The 25,971-nt window shown below is 62.4% G+C and carries 19 protein-coding genes and 1 tRNA gene; 10 read left to right on the top strand and 10 right to left on the bottom strand.

Going from position 1 to position 25,971, the window contains the following annotated elements; translation table 11 throughout:
* The 3 genes from hemH (at nucleotide 1) to AC0NIE_RS10455 (ending at nucleotide 2,733) form a co-directional block, all read left to right on the top strand.
* On the top strand, nucleotides 1-1,056 hold the full coding sequence (gene hemH, locus AC0NIE_RS10465; RefSeq protein WP_473486424.1) for a ferrochelatase: 1,056 nt from the start codon (nucleotides 1-3) through the stop codon (nucleotides 1,054-1,056).
* Nucleotides 1,057-1,307: 251 nt separating this feature from the next.
* The gene (locus tag AC0NIE_RS10460) at nucleotides 1,308-2,258 is read left to right on the top strand and encodes an SPFH domain-containing protein (RefSeq protein ID WP_123149656.1); all 951 of its coding nucleotides are present in this window, start codon (nucleotides 1,308-1,310) and stop codon (nucleotides 2,256-2,258) included.
* Between the two features lie 10 nt (nucleotides 2,259-2,268).
* Nucleotides 2,269-2,733: an NfeD family protein gene (locus tag AC0NIE_RS10455; RefSeq protein WP_473486423.1), complete on the top strand. Its 465-nt coding sequence runs from the start codon at nucleotides 2,269-2,271 to the stop codon at nucleotides 2,731-2,733.
* Between the two features lie 355 nt (nucleotides 2,734-3,088).
* Here AC0NIE_RS10455 and AC0NIE_RS10450 read toward each other — a convergent pair whose 3' ends face one another.
* Complete coding sequence (locus AC0NIE_RS10450; protein ID WP_473486422.1) at nucleotides 3,089-4,090, bottom strand: KpsF/GutQ family sugar-phosphate isomerase; 1,002 nt, start codon at nucleotides 4,088-4,090, stop codon at nucleotides 3,089-3,091.
* A 152-nt stretch (nucleotides 4,091-4,242) separates the two neighbouring features.
* Between AC0NIE_RS10450 and AC0NIE_RS10445 the strand changes: the two genes are divergently transcribed.
* Nucleotides 4,243-5,991 carry an outer membrane beta-barrel protein gene (locus AC0NIE_RS10445; protein ID WP_473486421.1) on the top strand — a complete coding sequence of 583 codons (1,749 nt, stop codon included), beginning with the start codon at nucleotides 4,243-4,245 and terminating at the stop codon, nucleotides 5,989-5,991.
* Nucleotides 5,992-6,094: 103 nt separating this feature from the next.
* On the opposite strand, the gene galU is transcribed toward AC0NIE_RS10445, so the two are convergent.
* The gene (gene galU / locus AC0NIE_RS10440; protein ID WP_287211435.1) at nucleotides 6,095-7,000 is read right to left on the bottom strand and encodes a UTP--glucose-1-phosphate uridylyltransferase GalU; all 906 of its coding nucleotides are present in this window, start codon (nucleotides 6,998-7,000) and stop codon (nucleotides 6,095-6,097) included.
* A 213-nt stretch (nucleotides 7,001-7,213) separates the two neighbouring features.
* On the opposite strand from galU, the gene AC0NIE_RS10435 reads away from it, so the two are divergent.
* Both AC0NIE_RS10435 and AC0NIE_RS10430 read left to right on the top strand, forming a co-directional pair.
* Complete coding sequence (locus AC0NIE_RS10435) at nucleotides 7,214-8,440, top strand: lytic murein transglycosylase (protein ID WP_473486420.1); 1,227 nt, start codon at nucleotides 7,214-7,216, stop codon at nucleotides 8,438-8,440.
* A gap of 128 nt (nucleotides 8,441-8,568) precedes the next feature.
* Nucleotides 8,569-9,804, top strand: a complete 1,236-nt coding sequence (locus tag AC0NIE_RS10430; RefSeq protein WP_473486419.1) for an SGNH/GDSL hydrolase family protein — start codon at nucleotides 8,569-8,571, stop codon at nucleotides 9,802-9,804.
* A gap of 69 nt (nucleotides 9,805-9,873) precedes the next feature.
* Here the strand turns inward: AC0NIE_RS10430 and AC0NIE_RS10425 are convergent, their stop codons facing one another.
* Entirely contained in the window at nucleotides 9,874-11,328 is a 1,455-nt protein-coding gene (locus AC0NIE_RS10425) for a glutamate synthase subunit beta (protein WP_473486418.1), read from the bottom strand.
* Nucleotides 11,329-11,472: 144 nt separating this feature from the next.
* Nucleotides 11,473-16,221 carry a glutamate synthase large subunit gene (gene gltB, locus AC0NIE_RS10420; RefSeq protein ID WP_473486505.1) on the bottom strand — a complete coding sequence of 1,583 codons (4,749 nt, stop codon included), beginning with the start codon at nucleotides 16,219-16,221 and terminating at the stop codon, nucleotides 11,473-11,475.
* Between the two features lie 471 nt (nucleotides 16,222-16,692).
* Here gltB and AC0NIE_RS10415 point away from each other — a divergent pair, with 471 nt between their 5' ends.
* Nucleotides 16,693-17,745 (top strand): threonine aldolase family protein, encoded by a 1,053-nt coding sequence (locus AC0NIE_RS10415; protein ID WP_473486417.1) that lies wholly within the window; start codon nucleotides 16,693-16,695, stop codon nucleotides 17,743-17,745.
* Nucleotides 17,746-17,823: 78 nt separating this feature from the next.
* Here the strand turns inward: AC0NIE_RS10415 and AC0NIE_RS10410 are convergent, their stop codons facing one another.
* Nucleotides 17,824-18,291: an Hsp20 family protein gene (locus AC0NIE_RS10410; protein ID WP_473486416.1), complete on the bottom strand. Its 468-nt coding sequence runs from the start codon at nucleotides 18,289-18,291 to the stop codon at nucleotides 17,824-17,826.
* A 539-nt stretch (nucleotides 18,292-18,830) separates the two neighbouring features.
* On the opposite strand from AC0NIE_RS10410, the gene AC0NIE_RS10405 reads away from it, so the two are divergent.
* The gene (locus AC0NIE_RS10405; protein ID WP_473486415.1) at nucleotides 18,831-19,805 is read left to right on the top strand and encodes an alpha/beta fold hydrolase; all 975 of its coding nucleotides are present in this window, start codon (nucleotides 18,831-18,833) and stop codon (nucleotides 19,803-19,805) included.
* Nucleotides 19,806-19,902: 97 nt separating this feature from the next.
* On the opposite strand, the gene AC0NIE_RS10400 is transcribed toward AC0NIE_RS10405, so the two are convergent.
* From AC0NIE_RS10400 to AC0NIE_RS10390, 3 genes are all read right to left on the bottom strand, one after another.
* Nucleotides 19,903-20,415, bottom strand: a complete 513-nt coding sequence (locus tag AC0NIE_RS10400; protein ID WP_473486414.1) for a DUF1579 domain-containing protein — start codon at nucleotides 20,413-20,415, stop codon at nucleotides 19,903-19,905.
* 119 nt (nucleotides 20,416-20,534) lie between these two features.
* Nucleotides 20,535-21,308, bottom strand: coding sequence for a histidinol-phosphatase (hisN, locus tag AC0NIE_RS10395; protein ID WP_473486413.1), 774 nt, complete (start codon nucleotides 21,306-21,308; stop codon nucleotides 20,535-20,537).
* Between the two features lie 374 nt (nucleotides 21,309-21,682).
* Nucleotides 21,683-22,639 carry an N-formylglutamate amidohydrolase gene (locus AC0NIE_RS10390; RefSeq protein ID WP_473486412.1) on the bottom strand — a complete coding sequence of 319 codons (957 nt, stop codon included), beginning with the start codon at nucleotides 22,637-22,639 and terminating at the stop codon, nucleotides 21,683-21,685.
* Nucleotides 22,640-22,786: 147 nt separating this feature from the next.
* Between AC0NIE_RS10390 and cpdR the strand changes: the two genes are divergently transcribed.
* Both cpdR and AC0NIE_RS10380 read left to right on the top strand, forming a co-directional pair.
* Nucleotides 22,787-23,149 (top strand): cell cycle two-component system response regulator CpdR, encoded by a 363-nt coding sequence (gene cpdR, locus AC0NIE_RS10385; protein WP_006199474.1) that lies wholly within the window; start codon nucleotides 22,787-22,789, stop codon nucleotides 23,147-23,149.
* A gap of 115 nt (nucleotides 23,150-23,264) precedes the next feature.
* A tRNA-Val gene (locus tag AC0NIE_RS10380) sits at nucleotides 23,265-23,339 on the top strand.
* A 323-nt stretch (nucleotides 23,340-23,662) separates the two neighbouring features.
* Here AC0NIE_RS10380 and fcl read toward each other — a convergent pair.
* A complete protein-coding gene (fcl, locus tag AC0NIE_RS10375; protein ID WP_473486411.1) occupies nucleotides 23,663-24,625 on the bottom strand; it encodes a GDP-L-fucose synthase in 963 nt (320 codons plus the stop codon).
* A 141-nt stretch (nucleotides 24,626-24,766) separates the two neighbouring features.
* Nucleotides 24,767-25,921, bottom strand: coding sequence for a dihydrodipicolinate synthase family protein (locus AC0NIE_RS10370; protein ID WP_473486410.1), 1,155 nt, complete (start codon nucleotides 25,919-25,921; stop codon nucleotides 24,767-24,769).
* Nucleotides 25,922-25,971: the final 50 nt, after the last annotated feature.

Raw genomic sequence — 25,971 nt, 5'->3', positions numbered from 1 at the left:
ATGACGCTTTGCAACCCTGTCGATCCGAAGGGCCTCGGCCCGCAGCCGGCAGGACAGCCGCCGGTCGGGGCGGGCAGGATCGGCGTCATGCTGGTTAATCTCGGCACGCCCGACGGCACGGAATTCAAGCCGATGTGGCGCTACCTCAGGGAATTCCTGTCCGATCCGCGCGTCATCGAGCTCAACAAGGCGATCTGGTACCCCATCCTCTACGGGCTGGTTCTCACCACACGGCCGAAGAAGTCGGGCGCCAACTATGCCAGGATCTGGAACCGGCAGCGCAACGAGTCGCCGCTGCGCACCTACACCCGCGCCCAGAGCGAAAAGCTGACCGAGGCGCTGCGCGACCTGCCCGACGTTATCGTCGACTGGGCGATGCGTTACGGCAATCCGTCGACCGAGAGCGTCGCCAAAGGGTTGGTCGCGCAAGGCTGCGACCGCATTCTGTCTTTTCCGCTCTATCCGCAATATTCCGCGACCACCACAGCGACCGCCAACGACCAGCTGTTTCGCGCGCTGATGAAGATGCGCCGCGCCCCGGCGATCCGCAGCGTGCCGCCCTACTATGCCGAACCGGTCTATATCGAGGCGCTTGCCCGTTCGATCTCGCGCCATCTGGCGAGCCTCGATTTCGAGCCGGAGGTGGTCATCGCCTCCTATCACGGCATTCCGAAACCCTATTCCGACAAGGGTGACCCCTATCAGGCCCATTGCTTGGAGACGACCCGGCTGCTGCGGGAAAAGCTCGGCTGGGATGAGAAGAGGCTGATCACCACGTTCCAGTCGCGCTTCGGTGCGCAGGAATGGCTGCAGCCCTACACCGACAAGACGGTCGAGAAATTAGCCGGAGAAGGTGTGAGATCGATCGCCATCGTCAATCCGGGCTTTTCTGTCGACTGCATCGAGACGCTGGACGAGATCGGCAGAGAGGCGGCCGAGACCTTCCATCATGCAGGCGGCGAGAAGTTCGCACACATCCCCTGCCTCAACGACAGTGCCGAGGGCATGGCGGTGATCGAGGCGATGGTGCGGCGCGAATTGTTAGGCTGGATTTGAAGCGGACATAATCGAGCGCCGCTAGCCCAGCCGCCTATACGCCGACAATTCGCGATCACCCGATTGTAACATTTCTGAAACACACTTAAGTGTTTGGTGAAGTCGGTTGCGTTGAAACGTCTACCGCATCGGCGGAAAATCGGAATCGATTTTCGGAAAGCACGATGCGCAGGTATAAAAGTTAGAGCGTACTTTGTGCGTCCAGTGGACGCGCGTCGCTCTAATGTGCTCGGCATCTGAGGGAGGGCCAAATGGATTTCAGTGGTTTCGATATCGCGCTTCTTGTTCTTGTCGCTCTTGTCGTGCTCGTGCTTTTCAAAGGCATCCGGACAATCCCGCAAGGCTACAATTATACGGTGGAGCGCTTCGGTCGTTACACCAAGACATTGAGCCCCGGCCTTAACCTCATCGTGCCGTTCGTCGATCGCATCGGCGCCAAGTTGAACATGATGGAGCAGGTGCTCGACGTCCCGACCCAGGAGATCATCACCCGCGACAACGCCACCGTCGCCGTCGACGGCGTCGCCTTCTACCAGGTACTCAACGCCGCGCAGGCCGCCTACCAGGTCGCTGGGCTGGAGAACGCCATCCTCAACCTGACGATGACCAACATCCGTACCGTGATGGGCTCGATGGACCTCGACGAGCTTTTGTCGAACCGCGACGCCATCAACGAACGCCTGCTGCGCGTCGTCGACGAGGCCGCGCATCCCTGGGGCATCAAGATCACTCGTGTCGAGATCAAGGACATCAACCCGCCGGCCAATCTCGTCGAATCGATGGGTCGCCAGATGATGGCCGAACGCAACAAGCGCGCGCAGATCCTTGACGCCGAAGGCCTCAAGCAGTCGCAGATCCTGGAAGCCGAGGGCCGCAAGGAAGCCGCCTTCCGCGACGCCGAGGCGCGCGAACGCTCCGCCGAGGCCGAGGCCCGCGCCACGCAGGTGGTGTCGGAAGCGATCTCCAAGGGCGACGTGCAGGCGCTCAACTACTTCGTCGCGCTGAAATACACCGAAGCGCTGACCAGGATCGGCTCCGCCACAAACAGCAAGGTTGTGCTGATGCCGATGGAAGCTTCGTCGCTGATCGGCACGCTCGGCGGCATCGGCGAGATCGCCAAGGAAGTCTTTAGGGGCGACGGCACTGCCGGCACGCCGCGGCAAGCCGCCCGCCCGCCCGTAGTTCGCCCGAGCGAGAGCTGAGGCCGGTCCGATGTTCGACCGCATCATTTCCGAACTCGGCCCTTGGAACTGGATGGTTCTCGGCTTCCTTCTCCTCGTAATGGAGGTCGTCGCACCGGGCATTTTCATGCTGTGGATCGGTATCGCCGCGCTGCTGATCGGTGCAGTCTCCCTGCTCATCTGGGACGCAGGTTTTTGGACTTGGCAGGTCCAGGTTCTCGCTTTCCTGGCGATGTCGCTGGTTTCAACCTATGTCGGCAAGAGACTGGCGGGCGGGCGTCACGACCCGACAGACCAGCCGCTGCTCAACCGCCGCGGCGAACAAATGATCGGCAGGATGGCGACACTGGCCGAGCCGATCAAGGACGGCCGCGGCCGCATAAAGCTGGGCGACACGCTATGGCGCGTCTCCGGCCCCGATCTGCCGGCCGGCACGCAGGTGCGCGTGACGGGCGCGGCCGATACCGATCTGGAACTGACGGTCGAGGCGGTTTAGGACCGATCCCACCGATCTCGGCGGGACGACTTTTGAGCCTCTATCAGAGACTGTTTCGAAATTCGCTCTGGCGAGTCATATGGTGGTGGTTTCGAGAACCGGCGCGCAGCGGACATTAGAGCGCTGCGCGTCCAATTGGACGCGCAAAGGACGCTCTAACACTTTGCATTTGCGCATGATCCTTTCCGGGAAACCGAAATCGGTTTCCGGGGTCATGCGCTGGTCCGTGAGCACCGGCCTACGCCGGCCGTAGCTTTAACTGCCACGACCGCTCATAAGTGCTTCGGCCGGCGAAGGCCGGAAGCGCAGAAAACGCCATCAGATGGCCGCCAGAGTAGAGTTTCCAAACGGGCTCTCAGGCCGCGCCGATGCGCAGCAGATCGTGCAGATGGACAAGTCCGACCGGCCGTCCACCCTCGACAACCATCAGGCTGGAGATGGCCGAATTGTTGATCGTCTGCAGCGCCGTCGCCACCAGCGTATCTGGACCGGCCGTCTTCGGCTCCTTGGTCATGACCTGATCGACACTCATCGCCAGAAGATTGCTGCCGATGTGGCGCCTGATATCGCCGTCGGTGACGATGCCGATCAGCGCACCATCCGCAGCGGTTATTGCCACGCAGCCAAACCCCTTGCGCGACAATTCGAGGATCGCTTCGCGCATTCCAGTGCCGGAAGGCACCAGCGGCAGCCTGTCGCCGACATGCATGATGTCGCGGATCTGCGTCAGATTGGCGCCAAGTTGCCCGCCGGGATGGAAGGTGCGGAAATGATCCGGCGTGAAGCCGCGCGCTTCGAGCAACGCGATGGCCAGCGCATCGCCGATCACCAGTTGCAGCAGCGTCGATGTCGTCGGCGCCAGGCCATGCGGGCAGGCTTCCGGCGCACGCGGCAGCAAAAGCACCACATCGGCCGCGCGCGCCAGCGCCGATCGCTCTCCGGCGGTGACCGCGATCAGCGGAATCGAGAAGCGCCTGGAATAGGCGATGATGCCCTTGAGTTCCCGGCTCTCGCCCGACCACGACATGGCGATGATGGCATCGTCCCTGGCGATCATGCCGAGGTCGCCGTGATTGGCTTCGGCAGGATGGACGAAGAAAGCCGGCGTGCCGGTCGAGGCGAGCGTCGCGGCGATCTTTGAGCCGATATGGCCGCTCTTGCCGACACCGGTGACGATGACGCGGCCCTCGATCTGCGACACCATGTCGACGGCGCGCGCGAACGGTTCGGTCAATCCGTTTTCGAGCGCGGCCGCCAGCGCCGCGACACCGGCCTGCTCGGTCGCTACCGTTCTGAGCGCCGAGGCGATCGAAGCTTGCCCGTCGAACCGCTTCTTGTCTTGGGATCCCGCATGCATGGCTGATGCGATTAGCGCTTTGCTGCGCGCCTGTCCAACGGAATTGCCATCCAGCGGGGCTTTAAACCAACGCCGCCTCAACCCTCCATTAACCATCCCTATTTACGGTTCGGTAAGTATGGCGCGCGGGCGCCGCGCAAGCAGTGGTGGCAATGTCCGGGGCCCAGCATGAAAAGAAAGGAAGGCAAAACGGCAAGGCGGTCTACGCCTTGCTGTTGGCGACCAGCGTCTTCGCCTTGCTGCGGCCCGCGCAGCCCTATGCCCAGGTAGCCGAGCTGCGCGGCGAGGTTTCGGAATCAGCGATTCTGGACGACCAGCAGCGCGAAACCAGGCAATTGAGTATGGTTAGCGCCCAGGATCAGACGGCACGGGCCGACGCAGCCATCCAGGGCAATGCACCGGCGCCGACCTATCAGCCGGCCAGCCCGGGCGCCGTGCAGGACGACGACACGGCACCCGCGACCGGCAGCATTTTTGATCCGCCGGAAGCCACCGACGATGCGTTTGCGGACACGCCCGCTCCAATCCCGCCGCGCCGGCCATCGAGCGTAACGCAACGCGCGGACGATCAAGACTTGGCCGCCGAGGCCGCCGCCGGGGCCGCCGCCGCGACTGCAGCCACGACGGATGACACGGACACCGGCGAAACTGACCAGGACGCCACCAATCCCCGTGCCGTCACCATTGATTCCGCCGACAGGCAGCAGCTCGATCCGGGCGCCGAGCGCGCCGAAGCCATCGAAGGTCAGGACAAGAGGGCCGAGGACGACCCGTTCGCCGCCACCGGCATCAAACTCGGCTCCTTCGTGATCAGGCCGACGCTCGAGCAAGGCCTGACGGCGTCGTCGAATGCCGATTCAAGCACCGAAGGCAAACCGGCCCTGCTGTCCGAAACGGCGCTGCGCTTCAATGCCGTCTCCGACTGGCGGGAGAATTCGGCTGTCATCGACGGCTATGGCATCTTTCTCAAGACCATATCGGGCGACGAGGTTCAGGAGGCACGGGGCCGTGTCGACGGCACGCTCAATGTCGACCTCGACAACGATCTGCGCGCTATCGCCAGCCTTGGTTACGAGGCGGCGCCGGAATCGGCTTCGTCGCCGGTCGTCATCGAAGGCACCGTCGAGCAGCCGGTGCGTCAGAGCATTAACGGCAGCCTCGCGGTCGAGAAGGATGCCGGCAAGATGCGCTTAGCCCTGACCGGCGCAGTCGAACACGACATCTACGGCGACGCCAAGCTTTCGACGGGCGGAACGCTGTCGCAGAAAGACCGCGACTCGACGCTCTATACCGCCACCTTGCGCACCGGCTACGAGATTTCCCCCGCTATCACCCCCTTCACCGAAGTCGAAATCGGCCGCCGGGTCTATGATTTGCGCGTCGACACCAATGGTTTCGAACGATCCTCGACGGGGCTTGGGGTTCGGGCCGGCGCCGAGCTCGACCTCGGCGAGAAGCTTGCCGGCGAATTCTCGGCCGGCTGGCTGCGGGAGGCGATCGACGACGACCGGCTGCCGGCAATTTCGGGTGCCACGGTGAACGCCGACCTCAGATGGTCGCCGGAACGCGGCACCACGATCGGCCTCATCGGACAAACGACCGTCGAGGGCACGACAACCCCCGACGAAAGCGGCGACATCCTTTACTCCGGCATCCTGACGGGCGAGCGGGAAATCCGTGCCAACCTGATCGGGAACGCAGCTCTCGGCGTGGGCTGGCGCGACTACGTCGGGTCCGACGGCCATGATCTGATACTGAGCGCCGAGGCCGGACTGACATGGTGGCTGAACCGGTATGCCGGACTGACCACCCGCGCCAGAACCGAAAAACAGACCAGCAACCTGGAGGGCCGCGACTACACTGCCCACAGCATCTTCGTCGGGGTAAAGCTGCAGCCGTAAGGCAGCCGTTGAAGATTGGGGTATGTCGAGATTCGAGTCAGGCGGTGGCGAGGACGGTGGTTTCGAGACCTGAACGCGGCCTACATTGGGGTATGCGATTTTCCTAGAACGCCGCGCCCCGCTGCTCTGACGGTTTCATCTCGTCGAGAAGCTTGCGGATAACGCCCGCCATTCGGCCGTTTATGTCGCTGCGCCACAGCGCGAAGGCGACGTTGGCCTCGACAAAGCCTTCCGGCGATCCGCAATCAAAGGTGCGCCCCTGGTAGTGGCAGCCATAGAAGGGCTGTTGCTTCTCCAGCTTCAGCATCGCATCGGTGAGTTGGATCTCGTTGCCGGCGCCCTTCTCCTGGCCCTCGAGAATCCCAAATATCTCCGGCTGCAGGATGTAGCGCCCGTTGATGTATAGGTTGGAGGGCGCCGTGCCGGCCTTCGGCTTCTCCACCATGCCGGTGATGCGGAAACCGTGATGCGTATCCTCGCCACGGCCGACTATGCCATATTTATGGGCCTCGGCGGGGTCGCATTCCTGAACCGCGACGATGTTGTTGCCGGTCTCGGCATAAAGCTCGACCATCTCCTTCATGCAGCTTTTTTCCGACTGCATGATCATGTCAGGCAAAAGCAGCGCGAAGGGCTCGTCGCCGACCAGCTCGCGGGCGCACCAGACGGCATGGCCGAGGCCAAGCGGTACCTGCTGGCGCGTGAAGCTGGTCTGCCCCGGCGAGGGTTGCAGCCGCTGCAGGCGGGCGAGCTCGTCGTCCTTGCCGCGCTGGGCGAGCGTGTCATAGAGTTCGAACTGGACGTCGAAATGGTCCTCGATAACCGCCTTGTTGCGGCCGGTCACGAAGATGAAATGCTCGATGCCGGCTTCGCGTGCCTCGTCGACCACATACTGGATGACTGGCCTGTCGACGACCGTCAGCATTTCCTTGGGTATGGCCTTGGTGGCCGGGAGAAAACGCGTGCCGAGACCGGCGACCGGGAAAACTGCCTTGCGAACTCTCTTCATGCTGTCAATTATCCGCTTCTAAGCCTGTTCGGCAATCCCGCCTCGAGACATTTTCGTGCCGGAATCCAGGATTATGGAACGGCTGGTCAGAAAAAAATTTGTAGTCCGTAAAGCACCAACCCGCCTTTTCGTTCCCAACGGCACCTATGGTAAACTAAATGCTAACCGGGTTCGGCGATGAATGATCTTCCTGTGATGAAGAAGGAGGAAAAGATGACCGTTCGCAACGCCGCAACGCGCTTCACAAGCTTCGTTGCGGCCGCCAGCCTGTCGCTTGCCTTGCTGTTGCCCACCGGATCGGCTTTTGCCGACGCCGGTTTCCGGCAATGGGTGGCGAGTTTCCGCGCCACCGCGGTGCGGAGCGGCGTTTCCGGCGCCGTTTACGACCGGGCATTCGAGGGCATCAGCGATGCCGACCCGGTCGTGCTGGAAAAAGCGCGTTATCAACCCGAATTCACCGCGCCCGCCTGGGACTATTTCGACAACCGCGTCCACGACCAGTCGGTCGCTGTTGGCCAGCAGATGGCAAGGAAGTGGAAGCCGTGGCTAGACAGGATCGAGGCAAGATACGGCGTCGACCGTCACATCCTGCTGGCCATCTGGTCGATGGAATCGAATTACGGCGAAATCCTCAAGCGCGACGATGTCATGCGCAATGTCGTGCGTTCGCTGGCAACACTTGGCTATGCCGATTCGAGACGATCGAAGTTTGCCCGCACTCAGTTGATCGCGGCGCTGAAAATCCTGCAAAGGGGCGACATCGACAAAAGCCACCTCAGCGGCTCATGGGCCGGCGCCATGGGCCATACCCAATTCATTCCCACCAGCTATCAGGCCTATGCGGTCGATATGGACGGCGATGGCAAGCGCGACATCTGGAATTCGATTCCCGATGCATTGGCAACGGCCGCCAATCTGCTCAAGAAGAACGGCTGGCAGGCCGGCAAGACCTGGGGCTATGAAGTCAGCCTTCCCGACGGAAAGAAGTTCCCGGCCGGATCGAAGTCACTATCGCAATGGCAAGCGCTGGGTGTCACGCGTGTCAACGGCAAGCCGTTCAAGAATAGCGCGGAGAAGGCCACGCTGAAGGTGCCAGGCGGCCGCGGCGGCCCGGCTTTCCTGATGATCAAGAATTTTTCGGTCATCAAGCGGTACAACAATGCCGACAAATACGCGGTTGCTGTTGGCCTTCTTGCCGACGGAATCGCCGGCTATGGTGGGCTTGTGCAGGACTGGAAGCGGCCTTTCACGAAGCTCTCCTTCGAGGAGAGGCAAGAGCTTCAGCAGCGGCTTTCCCAGTACGGCTACTATGACGGCAAGTTCGACGGCAAGATCGGCGAGGGATCGAAAGCCGCCATCATGGCCTTCCAGGCGAAGGCTGGCTTGACCCAGGACGGACATCCGAGCATGGAAGTGCTCAAATGGCTCAGGCAGAACTAGCCTCGCATAGGGGCTGACCTGGAGCATCGGACCCAAACCGGTTTGGGGAATCCGATGCTCAAAAAAAGATAGAGCGGCGGCACGGTTGGATTTGAGGGTCCGGCGCTCTTAAGGGATGGAGACGGTAATTGGTTTCGGCTGCGCGTATCCGTGTGATCCTTCGTCGCGTGCCGATCCTGATTCTGGCTATTGCCGTTCTGGCCGTCAGCACTGCCGCCGTCTTTCAGGCGCCGGCCATGGCGCAGGAAGAACAAAGGCGTGGCTGGTCGCTGCGCGACTTGTTGTTTCTGCGCCGAAGCGAGCGGGTGGAACCGCCGCGACTGATTCAGCCGCGACGGATTCAGAGGATCGGGCCACGGAAGCCAAAAGCAAGAAAGCCCCGCGCCGCGCCGCGCCGGCCGGCTGAGCCGGCAACCCCGATTGTCGAGAAGGCGCCGGATGCCCGCACCGTTCTGGTGGTCGGCGATTTCATGGCGAGCGGCCTCGCCGAAGGTCTCGACACCGCCTTTGCCGAAAACACCAAGGTCAGGATCGTCGTCCGCAGCAACGGTTCGTCGGGTTTCGTGCGTGACGATTTCTACAACTGGCCCGAACAGATCAAGTCGCTGATCGAGACCGAAAAGCCCGCGGCCGTGATCGTCATGCTGGGCTCCAACGATCGGCAGCAAATGCGCGTGAACGGTGAACGCGAACAGCCGCGGTCCGAAGCCTGGACCAAGGAATACGAGCGCCGCACCGAATCGTTCGGCAAGGCCATTGCGTCGGCCAAGGTGCCATATCTGTGGGTCGGCGTGCCGGCCTTCAAGGCGCCGAAGATGACCTCCGACATGCTGGCTTTCAACGACATCTACCGCTCGACGGCCGAAAGTCACGGCGGCGAATTCATCGACATCTGGGACGGTTTCGTCGACGAGGACGGCGCCTTTGTCACCAGCGGGCCTGATATCAACGGCCAGCCGGTGCGCCTGCGCACCGACGACGGCATCTATGTCTCGAAAGCCGGCAAACGCAAGCTCGCCTTCTATGCCGAAAAACCCTTGATGAAGATCCTTGGAATGACCGCTCCCCCTGGCACACTGGCAGCTTATGCGCCAGCCGGCGCTCCCGTCGGGGCGCCGGCGCCGACACCCATGGCCGTCGATCGCACCGTGCCGATGCTGCTCAACGATCCGGCACTCGACGGCGGCTCGGAACTTCTCGGCGCCGCAGCGCCGGCAAAGGCGGACGGGCCCGGCGAAAAACTCGTCGTCGAGGGCAAGGCATCAGCTGCTTCGCCCGGCCGCGCCGACGATTTTTCCTGGCCGCCAAGGAAGCAGCCTGCGGCGGCGGCGGCACCCGAAACGACCACGGCGATCACTCCGTAAACCTGCCCCGGGCACCGGAAGGGCAGAAAGCGCCTTCAGATAGCCGCAGGAGTAGCGATCGAGACAGTCTCAGCGCGGCAGCACGCTCGATCCCATCAGCGTCTCGTCGATCGAACGCGCTGCCTGACGGCCCTCGCGGATCGCCCAGACGACCAGCGATTGACCGCGGCGCACATCGCCCGCCGCATAGAGCTTTTCGACGCTGGTCTTGTAGTCGCGGTCATTGGCCTCGACGTTGTTCGAGCGGCGGCTGTCGATGGCGATCTTCATCTGGCCAGCCAGCTCCGACACCGGTCCGACGGTAGCCGGCCCGGCAAAGCCGATGGCGATGAAGGCGAGATCCGCGCGGATGACGAATTCCGTGCCGGCGATCGGCTTGCGCTTTTCATCGACCTCGCAGCATTTGACGCCGGTCAACGCGCCGTCCTCGCCGATGAATTCGAGCGTCGCCACCTGGAACTCGCGCTCGGCGCCTTCGGCCTGCGAGGACGAGGTGCGCATCTTCGTTGCCCAGTAAGGCCAGACTGAAAGCTTGTCTTCCTTTTCCGGCGGCTGCGGCCGGATGTCGAGCTGAGTGACGCGCACGGCGCCCTGGCGGAAGGCGGTGCCGACGCAGTCGGATGCGGTGTCGCCGCCGCCGACGACGACGACATGCTGGCCGCCGGCGACGATCGGCGGCGAGGGCCACGCCACCGACTGGATCGGCTCGCCGCCGATGCGCTTGTTCTGCTGCACCAGATAGGGCATCGCGTCATGCACGCCGTCGAGATCGTCGCCGGGAATGTTGGCCGGGCGCGGCGTTTCCGAACCGCCGCAATAGAGCACAGCATCGTATTCGGCGAGCAGTTCCGCCACCGGTTTGTCGACGCCGACATTGACGCCGCAATGGAAGCTCACGCCCTCGCCTTGCATCTGCTCGATGCGCCGGTCGATATAGTGCTTCTCGATCTTGAAGTCGGGGATGCCGTAGCGCATCAGCCCACCCGGCCGGCTCTCGCGCTCATAGACGTGGACGTCGTGGCCGGCGCGGCCAAGCTGCTGGGCGGCCGCCATGCCGGCCGGCCCCGAGCCAATGACGGCGACGCGCCTGCCGGTCTTCTTTTCCGGCGGGTAGGGCCGGATATGACCGGTTTCATAGGCCTTGTCGGCGATCGCCTGCTCGATCGTCTTGATGGCGACCGGAATGTCCTCAAGGTTCAGCGTGCAGGCTTCCTCGCAAGGTGCCGGACAGATGCGGCCGGTGAATTCCGGGAAATTGTTGGTCGAGTGCAGGTTGCGGATCGCATTGTCCCAGTCGCCATTGTAGACGAGGTCGTTCCAGTCCGGGATCTGGTTGTGGACCGGGCAGCCGGTCGGCCCGTGGCAGTACGGAATGCCGCAATCCATACAGCGCGCGGCCTGTTTCTCGACCTCCTTATCCGACATCGGCAACGTGAACTCGCGAAAATGCCGGATGCGGTCGGAAGCCGGCTGGTACTTGTGCACCTGCCGGTCGATCTCGAGAAACCCTGTTACCTTGCCCATAGTCCAGTCCCTGCTGTCCAGATGGCGCGCTCGACGACGCACCCGTTAACCTCATAAGGCAGCCATGGCAACCTTCAGTCCGAGGCCAGGATTGTTGATGAAGGCGTCGACCGGGAAGCCTCGCTTCCCGGCAACTCCCAAAGCCTATTCCGCCGCCACGCCCATGCGCATGCGTTCCATTTCGATCAGCGCGCGGCGGTATTCGACCGGCATGATCTTCCGGAATTTCGGCCGGAAAGTCGCCCAGTTGTCGAGGATCTCGCGGCCTCGCACCGAACCCGTATAATGGACGTGATTCGAGATCAGCTGATAGAGCCGCTCCTCGTCATGGCTGGTCATGTCGCCGGACACGTCGACGCGGCCTTTGTGGTCGAGGTCGCCGCCATGATGGAGCAGTTTCTCCATCAGGTCGTCTTCTTCGGGAACGGGTTCCAGTTCGACCATCGCCATGTTGCAGCGCTCGGCGAAATCACCTTCCTCGTCGAGCACATAGGCGACGCCGCCCGACATGCCGGCGGCGAAGTTGCGGCCGGTCTGGCCGATGACGACGACAATGCCGCCGGTCATGTACTCGCAGCCATGGTCGCCAACGCCTTCGACGACGGCGGCCACGCCCGAATTGCGAACCGCAAAACGCTCACCTGCAACGCCGCAGAAATAGGCCTCGCCTTCGGTTGCGCCGTAGAGCACGGTGTTGCCGACGATGATCGACTCCGCTGCGACGATCTTCGTGTTCTCCGGTGGGCGGATGACGATGCGTCCACCCGACAGGCCCTTGCCGACATAGTCGTTGCCGGCGCCAATCAGTTCGAACGAAACCCCCCGCGCCAGGAAGGCGCCAAAGGACTGGCCGGCGGTGCCGGTGAGCTTCACCGAGATCGTGTCCTCACGCAGGCCCTTGTGCTTGAAGCGCTTTGCCACTTCACCGGACAGCATGGCGCCGGTGGAACGGTCGACATTGCGGATCGGCAGCTCGATGCTGACCGGCTGCCTGGCCTCGAGCGCCGGCTTGGCCAACTCGATCAGCCTGCGGTCGAGCACGTCGTCGATCGGATGCTTCTGCCGCTCGGTCCAGTGCACCGCCTCATGCGGGGCATCCGGCTTGAAGAACATCTTGCTGAAATCGAGCCCGCGCGCCTTCCAGTGCTGGATCAGCGCCCGCTTCTCCAAGAGTTCGGTGTCGCCGATGATCTGGTCAAGATGGGTGTAGCCCATCTCGGCGAGCAGCGCCCGCACCTCTTCCGCCACATAGAAGAAGAAGTTGATGACGTGTTCCGGCGTGCCCTTGAAACGCTTGCGCAACACCGGATCCTGCGTCGCTACGCCGACCGGGCAGGTGTTGAGATGGCACTTGCGCATCATGATGCAGCCGGCCGCGATAAGCGGCGCGGTCGAGAAGCCGAATTCGTCGGCGCCAAGCAATGCACCGATGACGACGTCGCGACCGGTGCGCAGGCCGCCATCGACCTGCAACGCAACGCGCGACCTGAGGCCGTTGAGCACCAGCGTCTGGTGAGTCTCGGCAAGGCCCATTTCCCACGGGCTGCCGGCGTGCTTGAGCGAGGTCAGCGGCGATGCGCCGGTGCCGCCGTCATAGCCGGAAATGGTGATGTGATCGGCGCGCGCCTTGGCGACGCCGGCCGCAACCGTGCCGACGCCGACTTCGGACACCAGCTTGACCGAGACATCAGCCGCCGGATTGACGTTCTTGAGATCGAAGATCAGCTGCGCCAGATCCTCGATCGAATAGATGTCGTGGTGCGGCGGCGGCGAGATCAGGCCGACGCCGGGCGTCGAATGCCTGACCTTGGCAATGGTGGCATCGACCTTGTGGCCGGGCAGCTGACCGCCCTCGCCGGGCTTTGCGCCTTGCGCGACCTTGATCTGCATCACATCGGAATTCACCAGATATTCCGCCGTCACGCCGAACCGCCCGGAAGCGACCTGCTTGATCGCCGACCGCTCGGGGTTCTTGCCGCCGCCCGGCAGCGGCAGGTAGCGGTCGGCCTCTTCGCCGCCCTCGCCGGTGTTCGACTTGCCGCCGATCGTGTTCATGGCGCGCGCCAGCGTGGTGTGCGCTTCCCTGGAAATCGAGCCGAAGGACATCGCACCGGTCGAGAACCGCTTGACGATATCGGCCGCCGACATGACCTCGTCGAGCGCGACCTTCTTGCGGCCGGTTTCTTCGGCGAACCTGATCTTGAACAGGCCGCGAATGCTCTGCGCCCGCGCCGCCTCGCTGTCGATCTGAGCGGAATAGTCCTTGAACGTCTCCCACGATCCTTGGCGCACGGCGTGCTGGAGGGTGGCCACGGCATCGGGTGACCAGATATGCGCTTCGCCGCGCATGCGGAACATGTATTCGCCGCCGACCTCGAGACTGTTGCGCAGCACCGGGTCGTTGCCGAAGCCGTCGGCGTGGCGGCTGACCGTCTCGGCCGCGATCTCTTCCAGCCCGACGCCTTCGATCAGCGTCGCGGTGCCGGTGAAATACTTCTGCACGAAATCGGTCTTCAGCCCGATCGCGTCGAAGATCTGCGCGCCGCAATAGGACTGGTAGGTCGAGATGCCCATCTTCGACATCACCTTGAGAATGCCCTTGCCGATCGACTTGATGTAGCGGGAGACGACCTCGTAGGCGTCGACCTCGGCCGGCAGCTCGCCGCGCTTGTGCATGTCGAGCAGCGTGTCGAAGGCGAGATAGGGGTTGATCGCCTCGGCGCCGTAGCCGGCAAGGCAGCAGAAATGGTGCACCTCACGCGGCTCGCCGGACTCGACGACGAGCCCCACCGACGTGCGCAATCCCTTGCGGATCAGATGATGGTGGACCGCCGCCGTGGCCAGAAGTGCCGGAATGGCGATGCGGTCCGGCCCGAGCTGACGGTCGGACAGGATGATGATGTTGTAGCCGCCGGCGACCGCCGCTTCAGCGCGCTCGCACAGCCGGTCGATGGCGCCCTGCATGCCGGCCGCGCCTTCGTTCGAAGCATAGGTGATGTCGATCGTCTTGGTGTCGAAACGGTCCTCGGTGTGACCGATGGAGCGGATCTTCTCCAGGTCGCCATTGGTCAATATCGGCTGGCGCACTTCGAGCCGCTTGCGACGCGAATTGCCGACGAGGTCGAAGATGTTGGGCCTCGGCCCGATGAAGGACACCAGGCTCATCACCAGTTCCTCGCGGATCGGGTCGATCGGCGGGTTAGTGACCTGGGCGAAGTTCTGCTTGAAATAGGTGTAGAGCAGCTTCGATCTGTCCGACATCGCCGAAATCGGCGTGTCGGTCCCCATCGAGCCGACCGCTTCCTGGCCGGTGGTTGCCATCGGCGACATCAACAGCTTGGTGTCTTCCTGGGTGTAGCCGAACGCCTGCTGGCGATCGAGCAGGCTGACGTCCCTGCGCAGCGCGCGCGGCTCGACCGGCTTCAGGTCTTCAAGGATGAGTTGGGTGTTGGCGAGCCAGCTCTTGTAGGGATGCCTGGTCGCGATCTCCGACTTGATCTCCTCATCGGAAACGATGCGGCCCTTCTCCAGGTCGATCAACAGCATGCGGCCGGGCTGCAGCCGCCACTTCTTGACAATCCTTTCCTCCGGCACCGGCAGCACGCCGGCTTCCGAAGCCATGATGACGCGATCGTCGTCGGTGACGATGTAGCGCGCCGGGCGCAGCCCGTTGCGGTCGAGCGTAGCGCCGATCTGGCGGCCGTCGGTAAAAGCTACTGCGGCCGGTCCGTCCCACGGCTCCATCAGGGCGGCGTGGTATTCGTAAAAGGCCTTGCGATCCTGATCCATCAACTTGTTGCCGGCCCAGGCTTCCGGGATCAGCATCATCATCGCATGGGCGAGCGAGTAGCCGCCCTGCGTCAGGAATTCGAGCGCATTGTCGAAACATGCGGTGTCCGACTGCCCCTCATAGGAGATCGGCCACAGCTTGGAGATGTCGTTGCCGAACAATTCGGAATCGACCGAGGCCTGCCGCGCCGCCATCCAGTTGACGTTGCCGCGCAGCGTATTGATCTCGCCATTGTGGGCGACCATGCGATAAGGATGCGCCAGCTTCCACGACGGGAAGGTGTTGGTCGAGAAACGCTGGTGGACGAGGATCAGCGCCGTCTCGAAACGCGGATCGGTCAGATCCTTGTAATAGGCGCCGACCTGATAGGCCAGGAACATGCCCTTGTAGACGATGGTCCGCGATGACATCGACACGACGTAGAAGCCATTGTCGACGCCCTTGGTCTCTTCATGGATACGACCGGAAATGACTTTGCGCAGGATGTAGAGCCGCCGCTCGTAATCATCGTCGCTCTCGATCTCGGCGCCACGACCCAAAAACACCTGCCGCTGGACCGGTTCGGAAGCAGCGATATCAGGTGCCTTTGACAGCAATGAATTGTCGACCGGCACATCGCGAAAGCCGAGCAGCGGCTGGCCTTCAAGCTGCGCCACCTCGGCGATGATGCCTTCGATATGCGCCTGAAGCTGAGGATCGCGCGGCATGAACACATGGCCGACGGCGTAATGGCCGGGCTTGGGCAGTTCGACGCCTTGGCTGGCCATCTCCTCGCGGAAGAAGCGGTCGGGAAGCTGCACCAGCACGCCGGCGCCGTCGCCCATCAGCGGATCGGCGCCGACGGCGCCGCGATGCGTCAGGTTTTCGAGCACCGCAAGGCCGTCCTTGACGATCTGATGCGACTTCTCGCCTTTCATGTTGACGATGAAGCCGACGCCGCAGGCATCGTGCTCGTTGCGGGGATCGTAAAGGCCGTGGGCGGCGAGGCCGGTATGGGTGCGCCCGATATTGGTCAGGCCAGTGGCGTTGGACCGATTTTTGACAGCTGGCGCTTTCGTCTGCGCGGCCGGGCCGTTCGTCGCAGATGGCGTCATTTCCGTCATCATCCTGTCCTCCATTCCGCGCCCCTCAGGGCGCTGGTTTCCGTCGGGAAGCGCCTGGGCTTCCCTCTCATCCTTGCGGCACGTCTTGCGAAATCCTTGCCGAACCAGGCGGCCTGGTTCGCACCGGCAATCGTACAGGCCAGAGTCGGGCTGTCTACCTGTCGCTCGCGGCAACGGCCGGAGAGGCCCAATGATACGCCAATCCAGCCTGTTTTTGTGCGACAAAATAAGACAGCACTACTGTCCTAAATTTTTATGACAGAAATTGCGGATGCGCACAAGACCGATTCACAACAATCTTAGGCATTTAGAGACAGAAAATTACGCGCGACCGTACCAAAACGCAACCTTCGGTCGTCCGCCTGTGTCCCGGCCTCTCGCTGGCTTTACCGCTTTTCCGCCGCTTGGCACTTGCGAGCGGCATGCGAAAGCGGCCAAGGTTGCATCGATTTTCCCAGCACAGGCAAACGCATGAATTTCGCTTCCGACAATTGGGCAGGCGCCCATCCCGACATCTCAGCCAATTTATCCCGGCATGCCGCAGGTGCTGCCAATGCTTACGGCGACAGCGACCTGGACCGCGCCATCTATCGGCGCTTCAGCGAAATTTTCGAACGCGAGGTTGCAGTGTTCTTCGTCGCAACCGGTACGGCGGCCAACGCCCTCTCCATGAGCGCGTGCAACCGAATTGGCGGCATCGCCTTCTGCCATTCCGAAGCGCATATGACCGTCGATGAATTCGGCGCGGCGGGCTTCTACACCGGAGGGGCGCGCATGTCGCCGGTGCCGGGTCCATTGGGGCGCATCAATCCGCAGGCGCTCGACCGGGCCATCATGCGCTATTCCCAAGACCTGGCTCCCGCCGGCCAACCGATGGCGGTCACGATCACGCAGGCGACGGAAGTCGGCACCGTCTACACCGTCGCCGAGATCACAGCCATCTCCGAAGTGAGCCACCGTCATGGGTTGCCTCTGCATATGGACGGCGCGCGCTTCGCCAACGCGATTGCCGCGATAGACACCAGTGTGGCGGAAATGACCTGGAAGAGCGGCGTCGACATCGTCTCGTTTGGCGGCACCAAGAACGGCTGCTGGATGGCCGACGCAGTCGTGGTTCTTAATCAAGACCTGGGGCATGATTTGCGCCTGTTGCGCCAGCGCGCCGCCCAGAACTTTTCCAAGTCGCGCTTCATCTCGGCCCAGTTCGAAGCCTATTTCGCCAACAATCTGTGGCTGGAAACCGCGCGACACGCCAACGCCATGTCGGCTCGGCTGGCGGCAGCAATTGAGGATTCTGCTTCGGCCCGGCTCGCCTGGCTTCCCCAGGCCAATGAAGTCTTCGCAATCCTCAGCCGCAACAATGCCGAACGGTTGCAAGCCGCCGGCGCCAAATTCTACGATTGGGGGGTGCCGCATGGCCTTGACGGCCACATCGGCGAGGACGAGGCGCTCTACCGTTTCGTCACCAGCTTTGCGACCACGGCCGAAGAGGTCGACCGCTTTGGCCAGCTAATTGCTGGATAGCGGCACCTTATCCACATCCACAAAAAAGGGCGACGCCAAGCGCCGCCCTTCGTCCCTGAGATCGTCTTGTGACGCAGCTTACGCGGCGGTCTTGGCCTCGATCTGCTTGGCCTTCGCCGAAGACGCGGTGATCGCGATCTTGCGGGGCTTCAGCTCCTCGGGAATATTGCGCTTGAGATCGACGAAGAGCAGGCCGTTCTTCAGCGAGGCGCCGACGACTTCAACATGGTCGGCAAGCTGGAAGCGGCGCTCGAAGGCCCTGCTGGCGATGCCGCGATAGAGCAGTTCGGAGCCTTCGCCATTGCCCCCTTCCTTGCGCTCACCCTTGACGGTCAGGACATTGCGGTGAGCTTCGATCGAGAGCTCGTCGTCCGAGAAGCCGGCGACCGCCATCGAGATGCGATAGGAATCCTCACCGGTGCGCTCGATGTTGTAGGGTGGATAGGTCTGCGCACCTTCGGGCTGCGCAAGCGAATCGAGCATGGTGAACAGCCGGTCGAAACCGACGGTCGAACGATAGAGCGGGGAAAAATCAACGTGACGCATAGTGTGTTCTCCTGTTGAGCAACAAAGTTTGCGTATGGCCGGTGCGAAACCCGTGACGGCGTTCCGAATAGGCCAGCGGCCCCGACATTGGCGGCCACAGCAGACATTTGGGGAACACCTGAAAGCATTTCAAGATTTCTCGATGAACGGCAGATGAACCGCGGCTTCGGCGGACGTTCAGCTAAGTGGCGGTAGACTGCTTCCAGGATCAAGGAACAGGCGGCGGTTACGGCGTCGCGCGTCCTCTCGGACACGCAAGGACGCTGTAACACTTTGATTGCGCATGATTCACAGCGAAAATCGGGTCCGATTTTCGGTGTCACGCGCGAGATGCCGCAACGGCGCCGACCGGGTGTAACGTCCCTTCCTCCCGGATCGACGGGGGCCGGAAGCATGCCGCAAGCTGCTTTCGGCCTCACTCGCTGGCTGCCTCGTTCAGCCTTTCCAACGCGTCCGGAATTCCTTTGCTTTTGCTGCATGGGCGTCTATGCCTACCAAAGCTTGCGCCATGCAGGCAGCGACACACAAACGCAGCGCGAATGACGGACCTCCTCAACAAAATTCCCCTCTTCCGCGAAATTCCGGGCAATCCGCTACCGGAAAATGCGGCCGGTGGTTTCTTTACGACGCGCGATGGCAAGAAGATCCGCTACGGCCTCTTTCCCGCCGTTGCCCGCCCGATGAAGGGCACCGTGGTCGTCTTGACCGGCCGCAACGAGTGCATCGAAAAATATTTCGAGACCATCCGCAACCTTGCCGATCGCGGCTTCGGCGTCGCCACCCTCGACTGGCGCGGCCAGGGCGGTTCCGACCGGCTGATCAGCGACCGCGAGCGCGGCTATGTCCGGAGCTTCTTCGACTATACCGGCGACCTGGAACAGTTCTTCGAGGAGATCGTGCTGCCCGACTGCCGGGGGCCATATTACATATTGGCCCATTCGGCTGGGGCGGTGATTACGCTGCTTGCCGCACCGTCGATGGTGAACCGCGTACGGCGCATGGTGCTGATCGCGCCATTCCTGGCCGTCCCCGACCTGCCGGTCTCGACAACCACCGTTCGCCGCCTGTGCTCGCTGTTCTGTCTGCTGGGCCTTGGCAAGCTTTATGCCGCCTGGGGTCCGCGGCCCAGAAGAATCATTCCGTTTGCCGCCAACATGGTGACATCAGATCCAGAGCGGTACCGACGCAACACGCTGATCTACGAAACCTACCCGCAGCTGGCGCTCGGCGGCCCGACGATACGCTGGCTGAAAGCGGCGGCGCAGGCCTCCGAGGCCATCAGCGATCCCGACTTCATGGCCAGGATCCAGGTACCCTTGCTGGTGATCGCCGCCGGTGCCGACCAGGTCGTCTCGACCAAGGCGGTGGAAACCTACACCAGACGTCTGCGCCTCGGTTCGCTGCTGGTGATCGATGGTGCACGCCATGAAATATTGCAGGAAGCCGACTTCTATCGCGAGCAGTTCTTTGCCGCCTTCGATGCCTTCATCCCGGGAAGCGACGACACCGCCTGATTGAGTGCCGCACTCCCTCCGGACGCTCCAAGAGCGCTCCAAGTCATTGAAGTCCATGCCTCGGCTTGAAAAATGCCTGCCAACCTCGATCGTCGGCCTATCCCTGCCGGGCGAAATCCATGATCCAGTTGGTCTCCCAGGTCTTGCCGCCATCCGGTGAAAAAGCCTGCTCCCAGCGCGCCGATTTTTCAGTGATCCGCGACCAGAGGAAGCGAACCTGGATATTGCGTCCGTCGAAGACGTCGTCGCACAGGAACGTGCCGACGCCTGCTTCGAAGGTGCCGCGCATCGGAACATCGATGGTTGCCGGGTTGCGGCCGTCGATCCACCAGATCGACCATTGTCTCGTCGCCGGATCGAACGTCCGCAGCGTGGCGGTGCGATAGGCCTCGCCGGGCAATTCAATCACATTGTCGTCGACATTGCCGAGGCCGCCAAGGATCGGGCGCACGTCGCATGTCCCGCCAAACACGTCCCAGTTCGTGTCGCCTTGCAGCCGCTTCTGCAACCTTCGATGGCTGACGTTCCAGCGTGCGAAGAAGAGATCGAAATCGGCCCGGCCGTCTGCTGGAGCATTTTCGGAACGGCTGGCTGTTGACTGCGTCGACATGAATACCTCCCCGTGGCATGATCTCCATAGCAGAGAGCTGCTGACATCTTCCTGTCAGGAGCGTGGGCTACATCGCCGGTGGGCACCTTGGTCCCGCAATCGCCAGCTGCCCAGCCGGTTCAGCCACGCAGCGCCGCCATCGCGGCGGCATGAAGCTCCGGCGTTGCCGCAGCCAGGATGTCGCCGCCCCTTTCCGCCGGTCCGCCTTCGAAGGTGGTGACGACGCCGCCGGCCTTCTCGATGATCGGGATCAGCGCGACGATATCGTAGGGCTTTAAACCGGGGTCGGCGACGATGTCGACGCTTCCCGCCGCGACCATGGCGAAGGCATAGCAGTCGGTGCCGTAGCGGGCGAGCTGGACCTGCTGCTCGAACAGGTCGTAGCGCAGGCGCGCGTCTCCCTTGAACAGTGCCGGCGTGGTGGTGAACAGCGTCGCCTCGGCGAGGCTTGCCGTCTTGCGTGTCGTCAGCCTTCGCGGTCCGCCCGGGCCTTCATAATGGGCACCGGACGCGTTGGCATAGAAAAGCTCGCCGGTGAAGGGCTGCGACATCATGCCGGCAACGGCATCGCCGTCGACTGTCAGCCCGACCAATGTTCCCCACACCGGCAGGCCGGAAATGAAGGCGCGCGTGCCGTCGATCGGATCGATCACCCAGACGTGCCTGCTGGAAATGTTCTCGCTGCCATGCTCCTCGCCAAGGATGCCGTGATCGGGATATTCCGCTGATATAAGCGCCCGGATGACCCGCTCGGCCTCGCGGTCGGCCTCGGTGACCGGGTCGAAGCTGCCTTGCTCCTTGTTGGCGACCGCGCCCTGGCTGCGGAAGCGCGGCAAGGTTTCGGCCGCGGCGGCATGCGCAATGCGCCGCATGAAATCGATGCTGATATCCAACTGAGTCTCCCCGCGTTGCAGCCTGCTGGAACCGTCGTTTGCCTGTGGTTTTCCGCCAAAGCAAGGGCGTGCGGAACTTTTGCGCATCGTCAACTGTTGCTCGAATGCAACGCTGGCGCCCTCGAATTCAGTTTCCACATCACCGTGAATTAAAAACTCCGGTCGACGGCTTGACATTTGTGCATCGCACAATAGATTTGTTCTCGGACAGGCTTTCCTGTCCATGCCCTCCTTGGGCGTTTCCTCCCTAGACTTCGACCGTGTCGTGCAAACGATGCGGTCTTTTTTTCGGCGTGGCATCCAGCGGATTGCGCTTCCCCGACCCGCACGTCGACGCCTTTATCTGGCGCAAGGTCTCGTTTCGATTTTCGGCATCATTCGGCGGCAAGCGGCAGATCGATAAAATGGTGGTCGGGCATCGCCATCAGATCGGCCGAGAATTGTGCCAGATCGTCGGCGAGTGCATCGAAGCCGGCGGATTTCTGGAACGTCCGCTCGTTCATGTAAAGCCCGCGATTGACCTCGATCTGCAGTGCATGGAGATGGCGCACGGGGCGGCCATAGTGCTCGGTGATGAAGCCTCCGGCGTAAGGCTTGTTATGGGCGACGGTGTAGCCCATGCCGATCAGCAGGCCGATCGCCGTCTCGGTCAACGCTGCCGAGGCGGAGATGCCGAAACGGTCGCCGACGATGAAGTCGGGCCTGACACCGCTGTCGCCGACCCTGATGCTCGCCGGCATCGAGTGGCAATCGATCAGCACGGCAAAGCCGAACCGCGCATGGGTCCTGGTCAAAAGCCGTTTCAGCGTCTCGTGATAAGGCTTGTAGACAGCCTCGATACGCGCGACGGCTTCCGCCAGTGGCAAGCGGCCGGCATAGATTTCGAGCCCCTCTCCCACCAGCTTGGGCACGGTGCCAAGCCCGCCGGCCACGCGTGCCGAGCGGATGTTGCAGAAGGACGGCACGGGTTCGGCGAACATCCGCGGATCGAGTTCCCACGGCTCCCGGTTGACGTCGAGATAGGCGCGCGGGAAGTTTGCCGCCAGCATCGGCGCGCCGAGCGCGACGGCGCCGCCGAACAATTCGTCGACGTAGCAATCCTCGGAGCGGCGGATGGCGTTTCGATCCAGCCTTGCCATCGCCAGGAACCGGTCCGGATAGTGACGGCCGCTATGCGGCGAGTTGAAGAGGAAGGGGACGCGCTGTTCGGCGCCCGACCGGATTTCGAAGGGAGGAACGACCGAAAAATCCTCGGCTGCCGTTTTCAATTTGAACGAATCCGGAAACACCAATGCATCATGGTTGGAAACGTGCCACCTCGCCGGCCGCATGTCCAGCGTTTCGGCGTCCGGGCCGCTTTGTTAAAGGCCGATCGGGCCTTTATCGTTCACTTGATGTTTACCCTCACCTCCTCATATACAGGATGGTTAACGGGCTGCCCCACGGCAGACTCGGACGGGTGATTCGGACGGGAAAAGATGGCACGCATTCTACTGGCGGAAGACGACGATGACATGCGCCGGTTCCTCGTCAAGGCGCTGGAGCGTGCCGGCTACCAAGTCAGCGACTTCGACAATGGCGCCAGCGCCTATGAGCGGCTGCGCGAAGAGCCTTTCTCGCTGCTCTTGACCGATATCGTCATGCCGGAGATGGACGGCATAGAACTCGCCCGCCGCGCCACCGAGATCGATCCCGACCTCAAGGTCATGTTCATCACCGGCTTCGCCGCCGTTGCGCTCAATCCGGATTCCAAGGCGCCGAAAGACGCCAAGGTGCTGTCGAAGCCGTTCCATCTGCGCGACCTCGTCAACGAGGTCGAAAAGATGCTGCAGGCAGCCTGATCCGATTCCGGCACGGCTTCAGCGCGCCTTCGACGGCGTGGCAAGGCGAACCTTTCTTTCCCTTTTCCTGCTATTGACGCGCCGTAGCAAAAATGGTGTATGCGCGGCTTCGGATGGGCGTGTAGCTCAGCGGGAGAGCACTGCATTGACATTGCAGGGGTCACAGGTTCAATCCCTGTCACGCCCACCATCCAGACAATCCGCCGTATCCCGCAGATATCCTCGCTCAAGGGCGCTTCCGGGCTGGACCGCGTGAATGCCGCATTTTCGAGAATGCCAAAATCGGACGCCTTGATTTTCTCGCCCAGCCAATGCTTCTCAATAAAGTCGGCAGAGAATATCTTTTCGACTACATCGACGACATGAAACATGAAATTTGGGTGAGGGCATCGCTCCTCTAGGTCAATCCGAAACGGTATCCAAGCGTGTCGGCGAGCGACTTTGCATTGGCCATGGCCAAGAGACGGCCGCCCAAGCCGTCATGTCTGGTGCGGCAATCAGCGTCGTTGAGGATCAGGCCGCGCCGAGGCGGAGGTCACCTGTCTCGATATGCTGGAGAAACCAGGCATAGGTCTGTTCCAATCCGCTCTGAAGCGAGTACCGCGGGCGCCAGCCCGTGGCAAACAGGCGCGACACGTCCATCAGCTTGCGCGGCGTGCCGTCCGGCTTCGTCGCATCGAATGTGAGCACCGCGTCGGCGCCGACGACGGAGAGCATGGTGCGGGCCAGCTCGGCAATGGTGATGTCTTCGCCCGAGCCGACATTGACGTGGCTGTCGCCGGCATAGTTTTTCAGTAGCCAGACCAGAGCGTCGGCGGCGTCGTCGACATGCAGGAACTCGCGCATCGGCGTGCCCGATCCCCAGACCTCCAGGGTTTTGTCGCCGGCCCGCTTGGCCTTGTGCGCCTTGCGCATAAGGGCTGGTACGACATGGCTGGTGGAGAGGTCGAAATTGTCGCCGGGGCCATAGAGGTTGGTCGGCATCGCCGAGATGTACTCGACACCGTATTGGCGCCGATAGGCTTGGCACAGTTTCAGCCCAGCGATCTTGGCGATCGCGTACCATTCGTTGGTCGGTTCGAGCGGACCGGTCAGCAAGGCGTCCTCGGAGATCGGCTGTGCCGCAAACTTCGGATAGATGCAGGACGAACCGAGAAACAGCAATTTCTGCACCTCGTTGCGAAAAGCGCTCTCGATGACATTGGTCTGCATGATGAGATTGTCCTGCAGAAAATCGACCGGCAACCTGTTGTTTGCCAGGATACCGCCGACCTTAGCCGCAGCCATCACCACCGCATCCGGCCTGTGGTCTGCCATCCAGCGCCGCACGCCGGCCTGGTCCATCAGGTCGAGTTCATCGCGGGATGCGGTCAGGACCTCGCAGTCCTCGTCCGCCAGCCTGCGCAATATGGCCGATCCGACCATGCCGCGATGCCCGGCCACGAAAACGCGCTTGCCCTGAAGGTCGAAGTCCATTGGCGTATCCCTATGCAGAACGGTCGCTATGACCACTGGCGTCGCCGCGCCAGATGGTCCTGCGTCGGACGCATAGCGCATACAGATTTGCCCGGACAAGGCAAATCGGAGATTCGGGCGAGCTCTTCTTGCGGTTGGCGCTCAGACGCCCGCCACGGCGCACAGGTTCTTCATTCTTGCGACGGCAAGCTCCGGGTCGGCCAGCAATCCGGCCTGGTCGGCAAGACGGAACACATCCGCATAGTGGCTAATGCCGCGCGCCGACTGCATGCCGCCGATCATCGAGAAATGGTCCTGGTGGCCGTTCAGCCAGGCCATGAGGACGATACCGGCCTTGTAGTACTCGGTCGGCGCCTCGAAGATTTTCCGCGACAGAGATACCGTCGGCGCCATCAGCGCGTCATAGCCTGGGCGGTCGCCAGCGGCCAGTTTCGCCAGCGCGGCATTGGCGACCGGCGCAATGGCGTCGAAAATCCCGAGCAGCGCATGCGAATGTCTTTCGCCGTCGCCGGCGATCAGCTCGGGGTAGTTAAAGTCGTCGCCGGTGAACATGACGACCCCTTCCGGCAGCCGGTTGCGCAGGGCAACCTCTTTGCCGGCATCGAGCAGCGATATCTTGATCCCCTCGACCTTGCCGGCGTGGCGTTCGATGATGGCGACGACCGTGTCGAGCGCGGTGTCGAAATCATGGCTGCCCCAATAACCCTTCAGCGCCGGATCGAACATGCCGCCCAGCCAGTGCAGGATGACCTTGCCGGATGCCTGGGACAGGATGCGATCATAGACGCTTATATAGTCGTCGGGACCCTTGGCGACAGCCGCCAGCGCGCGGCTGGCCATCATGATCGCCGTGCCGCCCAGGCCTTCGATGAAATCGAACTGCTCTTCATAGGCCGCGATGACATCGTCGAGTGTCCTGACGGCGCCTGGCGCCAGATGGTCTGTTCCGGCACCTGAGGCGAGGTCGGCGCCCTCGACGGTTCGCGCCTCGGCGATCGAGCGGCGGATCAATTCCCTGGCGTTTGTCCAGTCGAAACCCATGCCACGCTGTGCGGTATCCATCGCCTCGGCGATGCGGAAGCCGAGCCGCCACAGATGATGGCGAAACGCCATCGTGCGCTCCCAGTCGACCGCTGGATGAGCCCATGGATCGGTCATCTCAAGGGGATCGGCAACGACATGGGCGGCGGCATAGGCGATGCGCGAAAACCGCGCGCCGATCACCGGCTGTGCCGGCTGGCCGACAAGGCGGTAGCGAGTGCTGCGACCGCCCTCCCCGGGCAAGGCAATGTCCATCGATCTCTCCCTTGGTCGCGCCTATAAATGGAACGTTCCAATAAATCAAG

The organism is Mesorhizobium sp. WSM4842 (assembly GCF_055901575.1).
Note: the sequence above shows the minus strand (reverse complement) of the source record. Positions and strands in the feature narration are given on the sequence as shown.

Coding starts and splice junctions, on each gene's coding strand:
- hemH (WP_473486424.1), top strand. CDS start 1: ATGACGCTTTGCAACCCTGTCGATCCGAAGGGCCTCGGCCCGCAGCCG.
- AC0NIE_RS10460 (WP_123149656.1), top strand. CDS start 1,308: ATGGATTTCAGTGGTTTCGATATCGCGCTTCTTGTTCTTGTCGCTCTT.
- AC0NIE_RS10455 (WP_473486423.1), top strand. CDS start 2,269: ATGTTCGACCGCATCATTTCCGAACTCGGCCCTTGGAACTGGATGGTT.
- AC0NIE_RS10450 (WP_473486422.1), bottom strand. CDS start 4,090: ATGCATGCGGGATCCCAAGACAAGAAGCGGTTCGACGGGCAAGCTTCG.
- AC0NIE_RS10445 (WP_473486421.1), top strand. CDS start 4,243: ATGTCCGGGGCCCAGCATGAAAAGAAAGGAAGGCAAAACGGCAAGGCG.
- galU (WP_287211435.1), bottom strand. CDS start 7,000: ATGAAGAGAGTTCGCAAGGCAGTTTTCCCGGTCGCCGGTCTCGGCACG.
- AC0NIE_RS10435 (WP_473486420.1), top strand. CDS start 7,214: ATGACCGTTCGCAACGCCGCAACGCGCTTCACAAGCTTCGTTGCGGCC.
- AC0NIE_RS10425 (WP_473486418.1), bottom strand. CDS start 11,328: ATGGGCAAGGTAACAGGGTTTCTCGAGATCGACCGGCAGGTGCACAAG.
- gltB (WP_473486505.1), bottom strand. CDS start 16,221: ATGACGGAAATGACGCCATCTGCGACGAACGGCCCGGCCGCGCAGACG.
- AC0NIE_RS10415 (WP_473486417.1), top strand. CDS start 16,693: ATGAATTTCGCTTCCGACAATTGGGCAGGCGCCCATCCCGACATCTCA.
- AC0NIE_RS10410 (WP_473486416.1), bottom strand. CDS start 18,291: ATGCGTCACGTTGATTTTTCCCCGCTCTATCGTTCGACCGTCGGTTTC.
- AC0NIE_RS10405 (WP_473486415.1), top strand. CDS start 18,831: ATGACGGACCTCCTCAACAAAATTCCCCTCTTCCGCGAAATTCCGGGC.
- AC0NIE_RS10400 (WP_473486414.1), bottom strand. CDS start 20,415: ATGTCGACGCAGTCAACAGCCAGCCGTTCCGAAAATGCTCCAGCAGAC.
- AC0NIE_RS10390 (WP_473486412.1), bottom strand. CDS start 22,639: ATGCGGCCGGCGAGGTGGCACGTTTCCAACCATGATGCATTGGTGTTT.
- cpdR (WP_006199474.1), top strand. CDS start 22,787: ATGGCACGCATTCTACTGGCGGAAGACGACGATGACATGCGCCGGTTC.
- fcl (WP_473486411.1), bottom strand. CDS start 24,625: ATGGACTTCGACCTTCAGGGCAAGCGCGTTTTCGTGGCCGGGCATCGC.
- AC0NIE_RS10370 (WP_473486410.1), bottom strand. CDS start 25,921: ATGGACATTGCCTTGCCCGGGGAGGGCGGTCGCAGCACTCGCTACCGC.